Source organism: Allosediminivita pacifica (assembly GCF_003054175.1).
Classification (GTDB): Bacteria; Pseudomonadota; Alphaproteobacteria; order Rhodobacterales; family Rhodobacteraceae; genus Allosediminivita; species Allosediminivita pacifica.
In genome coordinates this window covers 1-16,333 of sequence record NZ_QBKN01000048.1, presented here as the reverse complement: position 1 = coordinate 16,333, position 16,333 = coordinate 1, and the positions used below count along the sequence as shown (strand labels likewise).

General features: G+C 68.2%; 14 protein-coding genes. 3 read left to right on the top strand and 11 right to left on the bottom strand.

The features are described from left to right. The coding region (locus tag C8N44_RS21780) for a hypothetical protein (RefSeq protein ID WP_245413003.1) at positions 1-917 on the bottom strand (917 nt) is incomplete at its 3' end. 317 nt (positions 918-1,234) lie between these two features. Between C8N44_RS21780 and proS the strand changes: the two genes are divergently transcribed. The 3 genes from proS (at position 1,235) to C8N44_RS21765 (ending at position 3,915) form a co-directional block, all read left to right on the top strand. Then, the gene (proS, locus tag C8N44_RS21775) at positions 1,235-2,578 is read left to right on the top strand and encodes a proline--tRNA ligase (protein WP_107978846.1); all 1,344 of its coding nucleotides are present in this window, start codon (positions 1,235-1,237) and stop codon (positions 2,576-2,578) included. A gap of 78 nt (positions 2,579-2,656) precedes the next feature. Then, positions 2,657-3,166, top strand: a complete 510-nt coding sequence (locus C8N44_RS21770) for a DUF2937 family protein (RefSeq protein WP_107978845.1) — start codon at positions 2,657-2,659, stop codon at positions 3,164-3,166. Positions 3,167-3,225: 59 nt separating this feature from the next. Continuing rightward, complete coding sequence (locus C8N44_RS21765; protein WP_107978844.1) at positions 3,226-3,915, top strand: DUF4336 domain-containing protein; 690 nt, start codon at positions 3,226-3,228, stop codon at positions 3,913-3,915. On the opposite strand, the gene glmM is transcribed toward C8N44_RS21765, so the two are convergent. From glmM to C8N44_RS21715, 10 genes are all read right to left on the bottom strand, one after another. Continuing rightward, positions 3,912-5,258, bottom strand: a complete 1,347-nt coding sequence (glmM, locus tag C8N44_RS21760) for a phosphoglucosamine mutase (protein ID WP_107978843.1) — start codon at positions 5,256-5,258, stop codon at positions 3,912-3,914. The genes C8N44_RS21765 and glmM overlap by 4 nt on opposite strands. After that, a complete protein-coding gene (gene folP, locus C8N44_RS21755; RefSeq protein WP_107978842.1) occupies positions 5,255-6,277 on the bottom strand; it encodes a dihydropteroate synthase in 1,023 nt (340 codons plus the stop codon). The genes glmM and folP overlap by 4 nt, the downstream gene beginning before the upstream one ends. A gap of 40 nt (positions 6,278-6,317) precedes the next feature. Further along, the gene (locus tag C8N44_RS21750) at positions 6,318-7,244 is read right to left on the bottom strand and encodes a dihydroneopterin aldolase (RefSeq protein WP_107978841.1); all 927 of its coding nucleotides are present in this window, start codon (positions 7,242-7,244) and stop codon (positions 6,318-6,320) included. Positions 7,245-7,332: 88 nt separating this feature from the next. After that, positions 7,333-7,968 (bottom strand): cell wall hydrolase, encoded by a 636-nt coding sequence (locus C8N44_RS21745; RefSeq protein ID WP_107978840.1) that lies wholly within the window; start codon positions 7,966-7,968, stop codon positions 7,333-7,335. Between the two features lie 159 nt (positions 7,969-8,127). Next, positions 8,128-10,695: a putative PEP-binding protein gene (locus tag C8N44_RS21740; RefSeq protein ID WP_107978839.1), complete on the bottom strand. Its 2,568-nt coding sequence runs from the start codon at positions 10,693-10,695 to the stop codon at positions 8,128-8,130. A 16-nt stretch (positions 10,696-10,711) separates the two neighbouring features. After that, positions 10,712-11,182, bottom strand: coding sequence for a BLUF domain-containing protein (locus C8N44_RS21735; protein WP_107978838.1), 471 nt, complete (start codon positions 11,180-11,182; stop codon positions 10,712-10,714). A 104-nt stretch (positions 11,183-11,286) separates the two neighbouring features. After that, positions 11,287-13,389: a glycine--tRNA ligase subunit beta gene (glyS, locus tag C8N44_RS21730; protein ID WP_107978837.1), complete on the bottom strand. Its 2,103-nt coding sequence runs from the start codon at positions 13,387-13,389 to the stop codon at positions 11,287-11,289. Positions 13,390-13,476: 87 nt separating this feature from the next. Continuing rightward, positions 13,477-14,334 carry a DUF1206 domain-containing protein gene (locus C8N44_RS21725; protein ID WP_244641179.1) on the bottom strand — a complete coding sequence of 286 codons (858 nt, stop codon included), beginning with the start codon at positions 14,332-14,334 and terminating at the stop codon, positions 13,477-13,479. 33 nt (positions 14,335-14,367) lie between these two features. Continuing rightward, positions 14,368-15,474 carry an AI-2E family transporter gene (locus tag C8N44_RS21720; RefSeq protein ID WP_107978836.1) on the bottom strand — a complete coding sequence of 369 codons (1,107 nt, stop codon included), beginning with the start codon at positions 15,472-15,474 and terminating at the stop codon, positions 14,368-14,370. A gap of 164 nt (positions 15,475-15,638) precedes the next feature. Then, on the bottom strand, positions 15,639-16,109 hold the full coding sequence (locus C8N44_RS21715) for a hypothetical protein (RefSeq protein ID WP_107978835.1): 471 nt from the start codon (positions 16,107-16,109) through the stop codon (positions 15,639-15,641). Between the last annotated feature and the right edge of the window lie 224 nt (positions 16,110-16,333).

Here is a 16,333-nt window from a genome sequence, read left to right as displayed (position 1 = left end):
ACATCAGGTCTCGTGCCAAGCTGGTCTCCATCGCAGATACCAGCTTGAATCACGCCTTCCGGTCGGCGTGAAACCCTTTTGTCAACACGGCCTAGGATCGAAACAGAAATTTGTATGTCCTGCCGCGGCTTTGGTAGCGAGGCAGCCCAATCTGTGGCCGCGCCGCCCCACTCGAGATCACTTGGTTTCAGGCCAGTTCTCTGGTGAGCCAACTCAAGCGCTTCGGAATGGCGCTGTACCTTGTCTTCGATATCTTTGCTCAGTTCTTCTTCCGCCTTGGCCAGCGCGGCTTCCCAGACATACCTCGGGTTGTCATCGCGCGCGGTGCTGGCCGGTGCATTCTCCCGAACATAGGCGCAAAGGATCTCCATCACCCGCACATGGTCGCGCCCCCTGTCGTAGGTCACTGAATCCTGCGCGATGCGTTCCAGCGACAGCAGCCCGCCGATCCGCACCTCGATATTGGGCAGGGTCTTTTCGACGCTTTCGCCCTCCTCGATGACCTTCACCGTCTTTTCCGTCCCGAGCTGCTCCACCGCCTTGGAAATCCGGTCGGTCATGTGGCCCTGTTCTGCGGTGCGGGTCTGCCGTTCGGTGGTCCAAACCCGGATCAGCGCCAGCGGCGCCGAGATCAGCGCGCCAAGCGAGGTGATGAGCCCGACAAAGGCCAGCGCATGCCAACGCAGATCGCCGTCCTGAACGCTGGGGTTGAACTCGGACGCGAGGCCCCAGAGCGCCCAGAGGACATGGCCCACCAGCAGGACCCAGACCGGGGCGAACAGGATCGCCGCCGCGCGCAGCGCTTCAAGGCTGTCGAACCGTCGCGGGCGTGGCTTGCCCATTGCGGCAGGTATCGCGACATAGACCACGACCGAGGCGGCGCAGAACACCAGCGCCAGCGCAATGGCCCCGGCCATCTGACGGGTGATCGGTAGCGTAACGAAATCTCCTGGATTCAATGCCTTTTCCCCTCAAAACCCGCCCCATGCTGGCGAACTCGAGCGCCTCCGCAAACCCCGAAAATCCCCCAAAACCCTAAAAGATGGTTAACCCCAGAGGCTAACCCATTGAAATTCCATGTCCCCGAAAATGTCCCGGCCCGGGACACGCCTGCGGCCGCCTTCCGTCCCCGACACCGACGCCCGGGCCACGGCCTGCCCCACGCACCCTTGCGCCGGGGCTGCGATTGGCCCACAACCCCATCGCGACGCGACGCCCGAAGGAGACCTCACAGATGCGCCTCAGCCGCTACTTCCTGCCCGTCCTCAAGGAGACGCCCTCCGAGGCGCAGATCGTCTCGCACCGCTACATGCTGCGCGCGGGCATGATCAAGCAGGCCAGCGCCGGGATCTATTCCTGGCTGCCGCTGGGCTACCGGGTGCTGCGCAACATCGAAAACATCATCCACGAGGAACAGGCCCGCGCCGGCCACATCCCCATGCTGATGCCCACGCTCCAGTCGGCGGACCTGTGGCGCGAAAGCGGCCGCTACGACGACTACGGGGCCGAGATGCTCCGCATGAAGGACCGCCACGAGCGCGACATGCTCTTCACCCCCACGGCCGAAGAGCTCATCACCGACATCTTCCGCGCCCATGTCAGCAGCTACCGCGACCTGCCGCTGACGCTCTACCAGATCCAGTGGAAGTTCCGCGACGAGGTCCGCCCCCGCTTCGGCGTCATGCGCGGCCGCGAGTTCTACATGAAGGACGGCTACAACTTCGACCTCACCTACGAGGACGCGATGCACGCCTACAACCGCCACCTGGTGAGCTACCTGCGCACCTACGAGCGGATGGGCCTGCAGGCGATCCCGATGCGGGCGGACAGCGGCCCCATCGGCGGCGACGACACGCACGAATTCCTCGTGCTGGCCGAGACCGGCGAGAGCGAGGTCTTCTACGACAGCGAGATCACCGAGCTGAAGTTCGGATCGCGCGAGATCGACTACGACAGCAAGGAGCAGTGCCAGGCCGTGCTCGAGGAGTTCACCTCGCGCTACGCCCGCACCGACGAGACCCACGACGAGGCGCTCTTCGAGAAGATCCCCGAGGACCGCCGCCGCACCGCCCGCGGTATCGAGGTCGGCCAGATCTTCTACTTCGGCACCAAGTACTCCGAACCCATGGGCGCCACGGTCGTGGACGACCAGGGCAACCACGTGCCGGTCCACATGGGCAGCCACGGCATCGGCGTCTCGCGCCTGCTGGGCGCCATCATCGAGGCGAGCCACGATGACAAAGGCATCATCTGGCCCGAGGGCGTGACGCCCTTCCACTGCGGGATCGTCAACCTCAAGACCGGCGATGCCGAGGCCGACGCCGCCTGCGAGACGATCTACGCCGCGCTCACCGCGCTGGGGCTCGAGCCGCTCTACGACGACACCGACGAACGCGCCGGTGCCAAGTTCGCCACCATGGACCTCATCGGTCTGCCGTGGCGGATCACCGTGGGGCCGCGGGGCCTCAAGAACGGCGTGGTGGAACTCACCTCGCGCCGCACCGGCGAGAGCGAGGAACTGCCCCCCGAGCAGGCGGTCAAGCGCATCGCCGCGATCTACGGCCTGACCTCGGAGTGATCGCCCCGCGCGTCGTTTCCTGCTAGACTGCCTGCCAAAGGGCCCCGGAACAGGGGCCGGGCAGGCAGAGAGCAGGACATGATCGTTCGGGTGCTGGCATTGGTCGGCGGGCTGACGGGGGCGGCGGGGCTGTCCCAGTTTCCCGAGTATTCCCAGCAATACATGCAGCGCCTCGGCGGCGCGGTGGACGAGCTCGGCCGCAGCGTGCAGAGGCTGGAAAGCGACGCGCGCCGCGTGGGGCTGACCCCGGCCGAGTATCTCGCGGCGCTGAGCGGCGAGGGCGATCTCGCCGCGAAGCAGGCGGGCAACCTGCGCGCCGATCTTGCCCGATACGACCGGCTGCGCGCGGACCTGCGGGCGCTGGAAGGGGCGGGGCCCTTCATGCGCGCCAAACTCGCCACGCACCTTGGCGACCGCCAGATCGCCACCCGCGCCTTTGATGCCTACAAGCCCGCCATGCCGCTGACCTTCGAGGGCGCGGTCTTCGCCGGGACCGGATTCCTCGCGGGCTGGGCCGTGCTGGGCTTCGTGCTCGCCGCCCTGCGCGGCGTCGGGCGGGGTGTCGTCGGGACGGTGCGCCGAGGCTGAGCAAGCTTGCCTTCGGGGCCGCCGGGGCGCAGGCTTTCCCGAGGCAGGGGGAGGCCACCATGACGGACCCTTTCGGACCGGAACTCTGGGTGACCGAGGGCGGCGACGTGGCCGGCATGGCGGGCTTCGTCTTCCCGACACGCATGGTGGTGATCCGGTTGGCCTCGGGCGGGCTGATGCTCTGGTCGCCGGTCGCGCTGACCGATCAGGTCCGGGAGGCTGTGGCGGCACTCGGCACGCCGCGCTTCATCCTCGCCCCGAACGCGCTGCACCACCTGCACGTGGCCGACTGGCAGGCGGCCTTTCCGGGCGTCGAGGTACACGCCGCGCCGGGGGTGTCGGCCAGGCGGCCCGATCTCGACATTTCGGCCGAACTCGAAGCCACGCCCGACCCCCGCTGGGCGCAGGAGGTCGACCAGGTCCTGATGGAAAACCGCATCGCGACCGAGGTGGTCTTCTTCCACCGCCCCAGCGCCACGGTGATCTTCACCGACCTGCTGCAGAACATGGCCCCGGGCCGCTTCACCGGCTGGCGCGGCGTCGTCGCGCGGCTCGACCGCATGGTCGGGCCGAAACCCGCCGTCCCGCGTAAGTTCCGCATGGGCTTCCGCGACCGCGCGGCGGCGCGCGACGGCGTGCGGCAGATCCTCGACTGGCCCGCGCAGCGCCTGCTGCTCGCCCACGGCACCCCCCTGCGCGAAGGCGCGCAGGCCGCCGTCGAGAATGCCTTCGGCTGGCTGAGGCCCTAGCCCGCGACCGCCGTGACCTCCGCCACGATGCCGTCGACCACCTCGCCCAGCAGGCCCTCGTCCTCGCACTCGGCCATGACGCGGATCAGCGGCTCGGTCCCGGACTTGCGGATCAGCAGCCGCCCCTTGCCCGTCAGCCGCGCCTCGGCATCGGCGATCGCCGCCTTGACCGGCGCGGCCTCGAGCGGCTTTTCCCCCGCGGCATAGCGCACGTTCTTCAGCAACTGCGGCACCGGCTCGAAGTTGTAGGCCAGCTCCGAGGCGGGTTGCCCCGTGCGCACCATCTCGGCCAGGAACTGGATCGCCGCCATCAGCCCGTCGCCCGTGGTGGCATAGTCGGTCATCACGATATGGCCCGACTGCTCGCCGCCAAGGTTCCAGCCGCCGCGCCGCATGGCCTCGACCACGTAGCGGTCGCCCACCTTGGTCCGCTCCAGCCGCAGCCCCCGCGCGCCGAGGTAACGCTCAAGCCCGAGGTTCGACATGACCGTCGCCACCAGCGTGCCGTCCGACAGCCGCTGCTCGGCCGCCCAGCGGCCCGCCATCAGCGCCATGATCTGGTCGCCGTCGGCCACGCGGCCGGTCTCGTCGATCAGGATCAGCCTGTCGGCATCGCCGTCGAGGCAGATGCCGAGGTCGGCGCCATGCGCCACCACCGTTTCCGCCGCCACGCGCGGGTGGGTCGAGCCGCACTCGTGGTTGATGTTCAGCCCGTCGGGCGAGGTACCCACGCGCACCACGTCGGCGCCGAGCTCCCACAGGACCTCGGGCGCGGTTCGGTAGGCGGCGCCGTTGGCGCAGTCCACGACGACCTTGATCCCGTCGAGCCGCATGCCCGCAGGGAAGGTCGATTTCACCCGCTCCTGGTAGCGGAAGCGCCCGTCGTCGATCCGCTTGGCGCGCCCGATCTCGCCCGCCTCGGCCAGCGGCACGCCCGCGGCGACCAGCGCCTCGATCTCGCTCTCCACCGTGTCGGACAGCTTGAACCCGTCGGGGCCAAAGAACTTGATCCCGTTGTCATGCGCCGGGTTGTGACTGGCCGAGATCATGATGCCCAGGTCCGCCCGCATCGAGGGCGTGAGCAGCCCCACGGCGGGCGTCGGCACCGGGCCCAGCAGCAGTACGTTCATGCCGGTCGAGGTCAGCCCTGCCGTCAGCGCGGTCTCGAACATGTAGCCCGACAGGCGCGTGTCCTTGCCGATGACCACGCGGTGCACGCCCTGGCCCTCGCGTCGGAAATAGCGTCCCGCCGCCGCGCCGATGGCCAGCGCCATCTCGGCGGTCATGGGATGGGTGTTGGCCGTGCCGCGCACGCCGTCGGTGCCGAAAAGGGTGCGGCTCATTCGTGGCCTCCCGCGTCGTTGAAGGTGATCGCGTGCCAGAGCGCCAGCGCCTGCGCCGTGTCCGCCACGTCGTGGATGCGCAGGACCTGCACGCCCTGCGACGCCGCCCATTGCGAGATCGCCGCCGACCCCGGCGCGCGGCCCGCGGGCGGCACGCCGCCCGACAGCTTGCCGATGAACCCCTTGCGCGAGGCCCCGAGCAGGATCGGGCAGCCCAGCGAGTGGAACAGCGCGATGCCGTTCAGCAGGGCGAGGTTGTGTTCGATCTTCTTGCCGAAGCCGATGCCCGGATCGATGAGGATCTTTTCCCGCGGGATGCCGACTTCGGCCAGCATGATCACCTGCGCCGCGAGGAAATCGTAGACGTCCAGCAGCACATCGTCGTAGCGCGGATTGTCCTGCATGGTCTCGGGGTCGCCGCGGGCATGCATCACGCAGACCGGCAGGCCCTCGCGCGCGCAGAAGGGGCCCAGCATCCGGTCGTAAGTAAAGCCCGAGACGTCATTGACCAGCCGCGCCCCGGCGCGCACCGCGGCCTCGGCCACGTCGACCTTGCGCGTGTCGATGGAGATCGGCACCTCGCTTGCGCCCGCCAGTGCCGAGACGACGGGTTCTATCCGCGCGATCTCGGCCTCGGGGGGGACGGCCTGCGCGCCGGGGCGCGTGCTCTCGCCGCCGATGTCGATGATGTCGGCCCCCTGGCAGATCAGCTCCTGCGCATGACGAAAGGCCTTCTGGGCCGTGCCATGCGCGCCCCCATCCGAAAAGCTGTCGGGCGTGACGTTCACGATCCCCATCAGGCGCGGACGGTCCATCGCCATGCCGTAAAGCGGCGCGCGCGGCGCGCTCAGCCGGGCGCAGGTCTCTTCGGGGATTTCCTCCAGCCCGATGCGCTCGGGTGCGGCGCCGCGCCGATGGCGCAGGGCCTCGGTGAACCAGGCCCGTCCCCCGGCAAGGGGCAGGGCGTGATCGGGCCTCGGGCTTTCGTGCCGGGGCAGGGGCTGGACGTAATCGGACATGCGGGCTGAGTATCCTTGCGCGGGAGGCCGGGCAAGCGCCTCAGCCGGGCAGGCTGCCCGGGGCCGCCGAACGCGCCGGAACGGCGCTCTCTGCCGGCGGCTCTCCGCCGATCACCAGCAGTTCGCAGGCCTCGATCTCCTCGGCGAACCAGGCGGCCAGCGCCAGGCCGTCGTCGGGCGGCGCGGTCGGACGCTCCACCGCGTCGAGCACGATCTTCGACGGGGCCCAGATGCAGACCTGGCCGTTCTTCATCGCCCAGTCGAGCTCGGTGCGCGTGCCCACCACCTTGGCGCGCGGATCGCGCGCCGCCAATCGCCAGGCGTTCTGCTCGATGGCAAGCAGGTCGATCCGGCGCTGCGCCAGCGGGTGATCGGCCTGCGGGGCGGGCACCTCCGCCGCGCCGAGGCAGAGGATCAGCGGTGCGGGCATGGCCGCAAGCGTGTCGAGCATCTCCGAGAGTCCGGCATCCTCGATGATCGCGTTGGACAGGAAAACGACGCGCGGATGCGGACGCTCCTCGGCGGGGCGGTCGGGGGCCTCGGCCAGCGTCGGGCGCGAGCGGACGATCTCGACACCGTGCGCACCGGGGCCGCGGTCCAGCTTTTCGATCCGCACGAAGGTCCGCAGCGCCTGCGGCTCTCGCAGGATACGCTCGGCGATGCCTTCGGCCAGCGTCTCGAGCAGGTTCACGCGGCGCGCGGCCAGCTCGGCGCCGATGGCCTCGGTCACGCGGTCGTAGCTCAGGATGCGGTCCACGTCGTCGTCGAGCGTGCCGGGAAAGGGCAGGACCTCGACCACGACATCGAAGCGCACGCGCTGGGTGATGCCGCGCTCGGCCTGGAAGGCGCCGATCTCGACCTCGCGGACGTGTTCGCGCAGGCTGATGCGGTCGCGCGGTGTGTCCCCGGCCGTCGCGATGGCGCGCTCGGACGGGTGGGAAAAGGCGAGGCGGGTTTCACTGGCCAAGGCGCGACTCCTGTTCTCGGGTCCGCCGGATAGGACAGGTTGCGCGGCCCGCACGCAACCCCTTCCCGCGGGAAGGGGGCTTGCGGGGTCAGCGGCTGCTGGTGCGCCACTCTTCGCGGTAGAACAGGTGGACCCCGATCCGGCCGGTGCGCTTGAAGACATCCGCCCACGAGGGGCTGACGGCGGCGGTGTGATAGTGCGTGGCGCCGTCGGTCAGTTCGCGCGGCGCTCCGTCGAGCATGGCACGCGCAACCTTGCCCACGCGGCGGAAGGCGCGCGGCTCGGCGATGGTCTCGGGGCGACCGTCGCAGGTGTAGCTGAACTGGCAGGCGTGAAGCTGCCCGGTGCCCTGGTTGACCACGCCGCAGACGGTGTCGGGATAGCGTCCGCTGTCGACGCGATTGAGGATGACCTCGGCCACGGCGACCATGCCCTCGACGGTTTCTCCGCGCGCCTCGAAGTAGAGCGCCTCGGCCAGGCATTCCCATTGCGGCCCGCCCTCTGCGGCGGGTTGTTGCGACAGCCAGGAGGCGTCGACGCTCGGCACCTGCGGCGCGCGAAGGGAAACCTGTGTCAGGCCGGGAATATCGTCGCCACGGGTCTGTCCCAACCCATCCTGTTCGACGGTGAACAGGCGGCGGTCGGCGGTCGTGACATCGGCCCGGGAAACAGCGGGCAGCACAAGCAAAGCGAGCAGAACGCAGCGGCTCAGGCAGCGGATCATGTCGTCACCATTTTTCGGTTTTGGCAGCGTGCACCCGACATATGCATGGGGTGCGATTTCGCGCGACTTTTAGACAAATCGTCCGCTGCCGTAAAGGCAAGCACCCGAAACTGCTTTACGGCAGCTTCAGGCGCCCGCTTTACGTTGGCTTTCCCCCCGTCAGTGCTGGAGTTTCTCCTTAAGGGAGAGGTGTGCCGCCGCAAGACGCGCGACCGGTACGCGGAAGGGAGAACAGCTTACGTAGTCCATTCCCACGGCCCTGCAGAAGGCTATCGATTCGGGGTTGCCGCCGTGCTCTCCGCAGATCGACACCGTCACACCGGGCCGCGCCGCGCGGCCCCTTTCGACGCCAAGCTGGATCAGCTCGCCGACCCCGCCGGTGTCGAGAACGTGGAACGGGTCCTCGGCAAAGACCCCCTGCGCCACGTAGTCCGACATGAACCGCCCGGCGTCGTCGCGCGACAGTCCGTAGGTCATCTGGGTGAGGTCGTTGGTCCCGAATGACAGGAAATGCGCGTACTGCGCGATCTCGTCGGCGCGCAGGCAGGCGCGCGGCGTCTCGACCATCACACCCAGCCGATAGGTGAAATTCCGCCCGCGCTCGTTGCGCACCTCGGCCGCCACCGCGTCGATGCGGTTGCGCAGCAGCTCCACCTCGCGCTTGGCCGAGACCAGCGGGAGCATGATCTCGGGCACCACCGGCTCGCCCTCGCGCGAGGCATCCAGTGTCGCCTCGAAGATCGCCCGCACCTGCATGTCGTAGATTTCGGGCACCGTGATCCCCAGCCGCACGCCGCGAAGGCCCAGCATGGGGTTGTATTCGCCCATGGCCTCCACCCGCCGCGTCACGTCCGACAAAGGCAGATCCAGCGCCTCGGCCAGCTCCAAAAGCCCCGCGCGGTCGCTCGGCAGGAACTCGTGCAGCGGCGGATCGAACAGGCGGATGCAGACGGGCATGCCTTCCATGATCCGGAAAAGCGCCGTGAAATCCGCCCGTTGCATGGGAAGCAGCAGGGCGATGGCGCCGGCGCGGCCCTCGGGCGAGTCGGCGAAGATCATCTCGCGCATGGGCGTCAGGCGGTCGGCCTCGAAGAACATGTGCTCGGTCCGGCAGAGCCCGATCCCGTCCGCCTTGAAGTTGCAGGCGGTCTGCGCGTCGGCAGGCGTGTCGGCGTTGGCGCGTATGCGGATGTCGCGCCGTTCGTCGGCCCAGGCCATCAGCGTCCGGAAGGCATCGTCCAGCGCCGCCTCCACCGTCTCGACCTTGCCCGCCAGCACCTCGCCCGAGGTGCCGTCCACCGTGATCGTGTCACCCTCGCGGAAGACGCGCCCGTCCTCGGACACGATCTGCCGCAGCCGCGTCTGGAACCGCATCCGCGCCGCGCCCACCACGCAGGGCAACCCGATGCCGCGCCCGATCACCGCCGCGTGGCTGGTCATGCCGCCACGTTCGGTCAGCACCCCCGCAGCGGCGTGCATCCCCCGCACGTCCTCGGGCGAGGTCTCGCGCCGCACAAGGATGCAGGGCTCGTCCCGCGCGGCGCAGGCCTGCGCGTCGGCCGAGGTGAAGACGATCCGCCCCGTGGCAGCACCCGGGCTCGCCGCCACGCCACCCCCGAGGATGTCGCGCCGCGCCCCCGGCGCGATCTGGCGGTGGAGAAGTTCCGACACCGCCCTCGGTTCGATCCGCAGCACCGCCTCGTCACGCGGGATCACCCCGTCCTCGGCCAGTTCCACCGCGATCCGCAGCGCTGCCCGCGCACTGCGCTCGGCGCGGATGCCGTCGAGGATGTGCAGCGCGCCGTTCTCGATGGTGAACTCGATCTGCATCTCCTCGCGCAGCGCCACGCGCATCCGGGACGCGTGCCGCTTGAGATCGGAAAACGCCTGCGGCGCCTTATCCTCGAGCGAGGGCCCCCGTGGATCGCGCGTCAGGTACAGCGCCGCGTTGCGCTGCTTCAGCGCCTCGCGCCCCTGGCTCTGGCTCAGGTAGCGCCCGGTGATCTGCGGCAGCCCGGTCTCGGGGCTCACCATCTGCACCACGCCCGACCCGCACTCGCCGCGGCCCAGCCCCAGCGCCATCTCCTGCACGACAAGGCCAAGGCCCGCGTCCATCGGCGCACCCTTGCCCTGCCGCAGCAGCCGCGCGGTGGTGCCCTCCCAGGCGCGCGCCATCGACCGCAGGACTTCCGACAACTGGCGCGCCGGGTCCTGCGGGAAGGGCGCCTCGGCCGCCTCCTCGTAGGCGGACAGCGCCGCCGAGAGCCCGCCGGGCTCGTCCGCCTCGATGTCCTCGAAGACATCCGGGTCCAGCCGCGCCACATGCACCGCGTAGGCCTGCACGAACCTCAGGTAGAGCGCGGTGGCCGCCTGCGTCCCGATCCGCTGCGACAGCGTGGCATGGCGGGCGTTGTTCATGCCGATGTTCAGGATCGCCCCGGGCCCGCCCCAGTCGGGGTCCTGGCTCGACGGGCGCACGCAAAGCAGCGCATCTGGATCGAATCGGGCGCAGAGCGCGTCGAGGTCGGGCATCCGCCCGGCTGCGATGTCGTGCACCGTCGCAAAGCTCAGCGCGACGGTGCGCGGAACGGGAAGATCAAGCCGAACAAGACGTTGCAGGCATTTGGCCCGGCCGCCGTGGGTCGGGGTCGCCAGGGGGGCGGTGGGCGTGATCAGCGTGATGTCCGGATCGTCGCCCTGCGTTTGCTGCGCTGCGGCATAGGTCATGTCCGGAGAATACGGCTCATGCCGAGTCTGGCAAGCGTCCTGTTGTTCCGTGACCCGGCGTTCCCGTCTCCAGCGGCGACACGATGGCGGTACCCGCTTCGATTCCGCCGGGATATTTTACCTGCGCCGCAACCAGCAGATCCTCCAGAACCGCATCGGCGTGACATTCCGGCCGGTCGACCGCACTGACCGGCAGGTCGGGCAGGGTCAGCATGCCGACACGCAGCGCGGGCAGGATGGCGCGCTCCCGGATCGGGATGATTTTCTCCCAATCGGGAATCTGGCGGTCGTCCATCCGCAGCCGCGTCGCATAGCGGGTCACCGGTATCGCCGGGCCCTCGACCACGTGCACGAAGCGGAAATCGTGGAAGTAGAGAAGGCTGCAACAGCCCTCGTCCGCATGGTGCTTCTCGGCCTCGCGGGCGATGTCGAGAAGGCACCTTTCGGCGGGCACACGCGGGATGGAAGAGCAGACAAGTCGAAGCATGGAAGAAGAAGTTGCCGGAAAGACTTAATCAATTATGAATCAATGCGGTTGACCTTGTGTCGCCCGCGTCATCCCGCCGACGGGCCCGTACCCGTCGGCAGGGATCAGCCTTCGATGCGCCGCAGATCGGCCACCTGGAGGCAGATATCGCGGATGCGCGACAGCAGGTTGAGCCGGTTGCGCCGCACCACCTGGTTGTCGGAATTGACTTGCACCGCTTCGAAAAAGGCGTCGATGGGCGCGCGCAGACCGGCCATGGCCTCCATGGCGGTGACGAAATCCTCGTCCTTCATGGCGGGCACGATCTTCTGCTCGGCCGAGTCCAGCGCGTTGAAGAGGGCGTTTTCCTGCGGTTCCTCGGCGAACTTGCGGTCGGCGCCAAAGGCATATTCGACCCCGTCCTTTTCTTCGGCTTGGGACAGGATGTTGTTCGCCCGCTTGAAGCCTTGCAGCAGGTTCTCGCCATCCTCGGTCCTGAGCACATCGCTCAGCGCCCGCGCCCGGCTGACCAGAAGGTAGAGGTCGTCATTGCCCTCCATGGCAAGGCAGGCGTCGATCACGTCATGCCGGATACCCTCGTCGCGCAGGTGCACCTTGAGGCGATCGTGGATGAAGGAGAGGAGGTCGGCCATCAGGTCGCCCTTGTTGCCCTCCGCGACCGGAACGGCCTTGCCCAGCACCGTGTCCGCGGGCGCAAGAGCCTCGTCGATCAGCTTCACGCGCACCCCGTTCTCCAGCACCAGCCGGATCACCCCAAGCGCCGCACGGCGCAGGGCGAAGGGGTCCTTGCTGCCGGTGGGCTTCTCGTCGATGGCCCAGAAGCCGGTCAGCTTGTCGATCTTCTCGGCCAGCGACACGGCCACCGACACCGGCGCCGTCGGCACCGCGTCGGACGGCCCCAGCGGCGCGTAATGCTCCTCGCAGGCCGCGGCCACCTCGGCGGGCAGGCCTGCGGCCTCGGCATAGTAGCGCCCCATCAGGCCCTGCAGCTCGGGGAACTCGTAGACCATCTCTGACACGAGGTCGGCCTTGGCTACCCGTGCCGCCTGCATCGACAGATCGGCATCCGCGCCCACCTTGGGCGCCAGCTCACGGGCCAGCGCCGCGATGCGCTCTACCCGGTCCTTCTCGGTCCCCAGCTTGCCGTGGAAGGTCACCGCGCCCAGCTTCTCGGTCCAGGCAGTCATGCCCTGGTCCTTCGCCACGCGCAGGTCGTTCTCCCAGAAGAACTTGGCATCTGACAGCCGCGCCGCCAGCACCTTCTGGTTGCCCGCGAGGATCGCCGCGCCGTTGTCGGGCGCCTCGATGTTGGCCACGGTCACGAATTTCTCGATCCGGCCACTGCCGGGATTGCGCACCGAAAAGAACTTCTGGTGTTCCTTCATCGAGGTCATCAGCACCTCGGGCGGCAGGCCGAGGAAATCCTCTGCGATCGACCCCATCAGCACCACCGGCCATTCCACCAGCCCCGCGACCTCGCGCCGGAGGCCCGCGTCCTCGACCACCTCCAGTCCGCTGGCGAAGGCCGCGTTGGTGGCCTCGTGCCAGATCGCCTCCTCGCGCTCCTGCGGCGACAGGATCACCCGCGCGCGCTTCAGCTTGGCCTCGTAGTCCTCGAAGGAGGTGACGGTGAAGGGGATAGGGGCGTGGAAGCGGTGCCCCTCGGTCACGTCACCGGCCTTGATGCCGTCCACGTCGAGGTCGACGACATGCGCGCCCGCCTCGTCGGTCAGAAGGCACAGGATGCGGTGCAGCGGGCGCACCCAACGCAGGCTGCCCGCGCCCCAGCGCATGGACTTGGGCCAGGGGAAATTGCGGATAGTGCGTTCCAGCACCTCGGCCACGATGGCGTCGGCCGGGCGGCCCGGCGTCACAACGGTGGCGTAGTAGAAGGTGCCCTTCTTCTCTTCGCGCTCTTCGAGATCCTCGCGCGCCACGCCCGCGCCGCGCAGGAAGCCCTCGATGGCCTTGTCGGGCGCGCCCACCTTGGGCCCGCGCCGTTCCTCGCGCTGGGTGGGGCTTTCGGGTGTCAGCCCGTGCAGCGTCAGTGCCAGCCGCCGCGGCGTGGAGAAGGCTCCGGCGCTTTCGTAGGTGAGACCCGCCTCGACCAGACCGTCCGTCACCAGACGGCGCAGATCCTCGGCCGCCTTGCCCTGCATGCGGGCGGGGATTTCCTCGGAGAAGAGCTCGATCAGAAGGTCCGGCATTGTCTCACCACGTCACTGGCCCCGCGCAGGGGGCGCGGGGCTTGTCAGGGGCGGTGGATAACCGCCCGGTGGTGGATCGTCCAGCCGTCAGGTGGCGGCGGCTTCGGCCTTCTGCTTGGCGCGCCGCGCCAGCGTCTGCACGTCGTCGCCCGCGCGGGCCGGCACGATGCGATAGACCGCCTCGACGAAGTTCTCGATGGCAAAGCCGATCAGGCCCACCGCGATGGCCGCCAGCAGGATACGCCCGAAGGCCGCGCTGCGGATGCGGTCGAGCGCCGCGCCCACGCCACCGGCCTGCGAGGGATCGTGCGTCAGCGCCGCCATGACGATCAGCACGCCGATGATGCCCACCACGATGCCCTCGGCGATGAACCCGGCCTTCATGGCGGGGTCGAGCTTCAGCGTCACCTGCGTGGTGCGGATGTCGCGGCGGTACTTCTCCTGCACGCCCTTCAAGACGTAGTAAACCCCCGCGCCGATCACGCCGAGCCCGATCACGCCGACGATCACCTGCCCGCCGGGCATCTGCATGATCTTGCCCGTGAACGAGCCGACGCCGCCGCCGCCCGAGCCGCCGCCGTTGCCGATGGCCATGGTGCCCACGGAAATGCCGAGCGCGCCGTGGATCAGACCGGTGATGACCAGCCCGGTGCGCGCCGCCAGACCCTTCATCTTGCTGCCGTGGCGGTCGAGATCCATCCAGGCGTCGATCACGCGCCAGGCGGCGTAGCAGATCAGGCCCAGCGCGATCAGCACCAGCGCCGCGGTGCCCCAGCTTTGCGACTTGAGGTCGGAGAGGGCGTTCTGGGTGCCCTGCGCGTTGCCGCCGTAGATCGCGGCCATGAGCGCAAGCACGCCCACCACGGTGTAGACGGCGCCGCGTGCGGCGTAGCCCGTGCGCATGGCGGGCACGGTCCAGGCGGGTGCCTTGTCGGAATCGGACATCTTCGGCCTCCTTTCAGAGGGGTTGGGCCACGGCTATTCTTGGAGCGCGGCGTCGAGGCTTTCGAAATCGTTGCGGTCGCTGAGCATCAGCGACAGCGGGCGCAGGGGTCGGATGTGGGCGCAGGTCACCATGATGGCGATGGTCATCGGCACGGCGAGCAGGGCGCCCGCGATGCCCCAGATCCAGGCCCAGACCAGGATCGAGACGAGGATGACGACGGGCGACACCGCGATCTGCTGGCCCTGCAGCTTGGGGTCGATCCAGTTGCCCACCACCTGCTCGATGGCGAAGAGCCCCGCGCCCAGCAGCAGCGCCGTCTGCAGGTCCTGCGTGAAGAGCGCGTAGATCACCGGCAGCGCGGCCGAAATGACCGAGCCGAGGTTGGGAATGAAGCTCATCAGGAAGGTCAGCACGAACCAGACGGGCAGCAGCCCGACGCCGAAGATCGCGATCCAGGCCACGTAGAGCGCGCCCTGCAGCAGGCCCATGACGGTGCGCACGACCAGAAAGAAGCGCAGCTTGCGGGACAAAGTGTCCGCGACGCTGTGGAAGTCCTCGGCCTGCGCATTGGCGCGGCACATTGCATCGATCTTGTTGCGCCAGACCGGGCCCTCGCCGAGCGCCAGAAGCACGAGGAAGAAGACGATGACCAGCGCGGTGATGAAGCTTCCCGTCGCCCCAGCCACCATCTGGGCCATGCCCATGGTGCTCTCGGCGACCCGGCTGCCGGCGCGGTCCACCGCCGAGCGTACGGGCTCTCGCATCTGTTCGGGCAGGGTTTCCAGCAGATCCGAGGGCGCCACCTCGGAGCTGAGCCAGCTGGTCCAGTTCTCGCTGATCTGCGGCATCTGGGTCACCACCTGCTGCGCGGCGAAGATCATGCCGCCGAAGAAGAGGGCGAGAAGGCCGAGCATGAGGACGAGCACCGCCACCCGCCCGAGCCACTTCAGCCCGCGCGGCAGCACGCCGGTCAGCAACCGGTCGAGCGGCCCGAGCAGCAGGGTGATGAAGATGCCGAAGACCAAGGGCACCACCACCGGCGCCGCCGCCCGCAGCGCCGTGGCCGCGAGGATGACCAGGATCGCGCCGCAGATCCAGGGCAGGGCGGTGCGCGGGGTGATATGGGGACTGTGATCCATCGCCGGGCCAACGATCCGGGGGGGATCACGTTCCCGGGATGGGGCGTGACAGGTGTTTTAATTTGGGAATGCCCGTCAACCCCGGGTAGTCCGGGGTGTGGGACGAAGCCGGCGTTCGACAAAGGTATGACTGGTCCCGCGTCTGCCCAAAGGGCCGCGGCGCTTCAGTCTTCGCAAGCCTCGACGGCTTTCGAGAATGCTTTCGCAAAACCTTGGGTCGAGAAGGCGACATGGCGCCCCCTGTCAAATACGACTCGCGGACGCCAATCGCTCGCGAGCGATTGTACTATGGCGGCGTTCCGAGATGGGTCATTGATAAACACAGAATTCTCGGAAACGGTCATTGGAAATTGGTTGCCGGAAGCATTGAGGACAGCCGTGCTGCGCCTGGTAATTCCCTTGGCGCGGTCTTGAACCGAAAATTCGCGTTCATGGGTAACGTAAATGACCAGGTTGTGGATGATGAACCCCGGGCTTCTGAGGGGCTTGGTCGCCACCCAGCAGGACGGTGCTCCGTCTTTGTTAATGAATACAGACCAGTCCTGGACTGAATCAATTCTACGGATTTTCTCGTCCTGCGCGACTGCAGCTTGCGCAAACCCAGCTAGGAAAAGGATCAGGCCCGCCATTTTCATTCGTTTAATTCCCATTCTGTGCGTCGCCCACGGTTTTCACGCCGCCTTGGAAGCGTAAAGGCAAGGGAATAGGTCGTCGAGACGTTTCGTCCCCATGGTGGGTCATGCGGTCAAAATGTATAGGAGCTCGGCGGCTTTGATGCTGTAACCGCCCCCCGACGGCATCGCTGTGCCAAGGTGGGATCGCAACAATCCTTAATGGGAGGCGGTCATGTCAAAGATTA

Coding starts and splice junctions, on each gene's coding strand:
- C8N44_RS21720 (WP_107978836.1), bottom strand. CDS start 15,474: ATGGATCACAGTCCCCATATCACCCCGCGCACCGCCCTGCCCTGGATC.
- folP (WP_107978842.1), bottom strand. CDS start 6,277: ATGTCCGATTACGTCCAGCCCCTGCCCCGGCACGAAAGCCCGAGGCCC.
- C8N44_RS21745 (WP_107978840.1), bottom strand. CDS start 7,968: ATGATCCGCTGCCTGAGCCGCTGCGTTCTGCTCGCTTTGCTTGTGCTG.
- C8N44_RS21765 (WP_107978844.1), top strand. CDS start 3,226: ATGACGGACCCTTTCGGACCGGAACTCTGGGTGACCGAGGGCGGCGAC.
- C8N44_RS21725 (WP_244641179.1), bottom strand. CDS start 14,334: ATGTCCGATTCCGACAAGGCACCCGCCTGGACCGTGCCCGCCATGCGC.
- C8N44_RS21715 (WP_107978835.1), bottom strand. CDS start 16,109: ATGAAAATGGCGGGCCTGATCCTTTTCCTAGCTGGGTTTGCGCAAGCT.
- C8N44_RS21735 (WP_107978838.1), bottom strand. CDS start 11,182: ATGCTTCGACTTGTCTGCTCTTCCATCCCGCGTGTGCCCGCCGAAAGG.
- glmM (WP_107978843.1), bottom strand. CDS start 5,258: ATGAGCCGCACCCTTTTCGGCACCGACGGCGTGCGCGGCACGGCCAAC.
- C8N44_RS21770 (WP_107978845.1), top strand. CDS start 2,657: ATGATCGTTCGGGTGCTGGCATTGGTCGGCGGGCTGACGGGGGCGGCG.
- proS (WP_107978846.1), top strand. CDS start 1,235: ATGCGCCTCAGCCGCTACTTCCTGCCCGTCCTCAAGGAGACGCCCTCC.
- C8N44_RS21740 (WP_107978839.1), bottom strand. CDS start 10,695: ATGACCTATGCCGCAGCGCAGCAAACGCAGGGCGACGATCCGGACATC.
- glyS (WP_107978837.1), bottom strand. CDS start 13,389: ATGCCGGACCTTCTGATCGAGCTCTTCTCCGAGGAAATCCCCGCCCGC.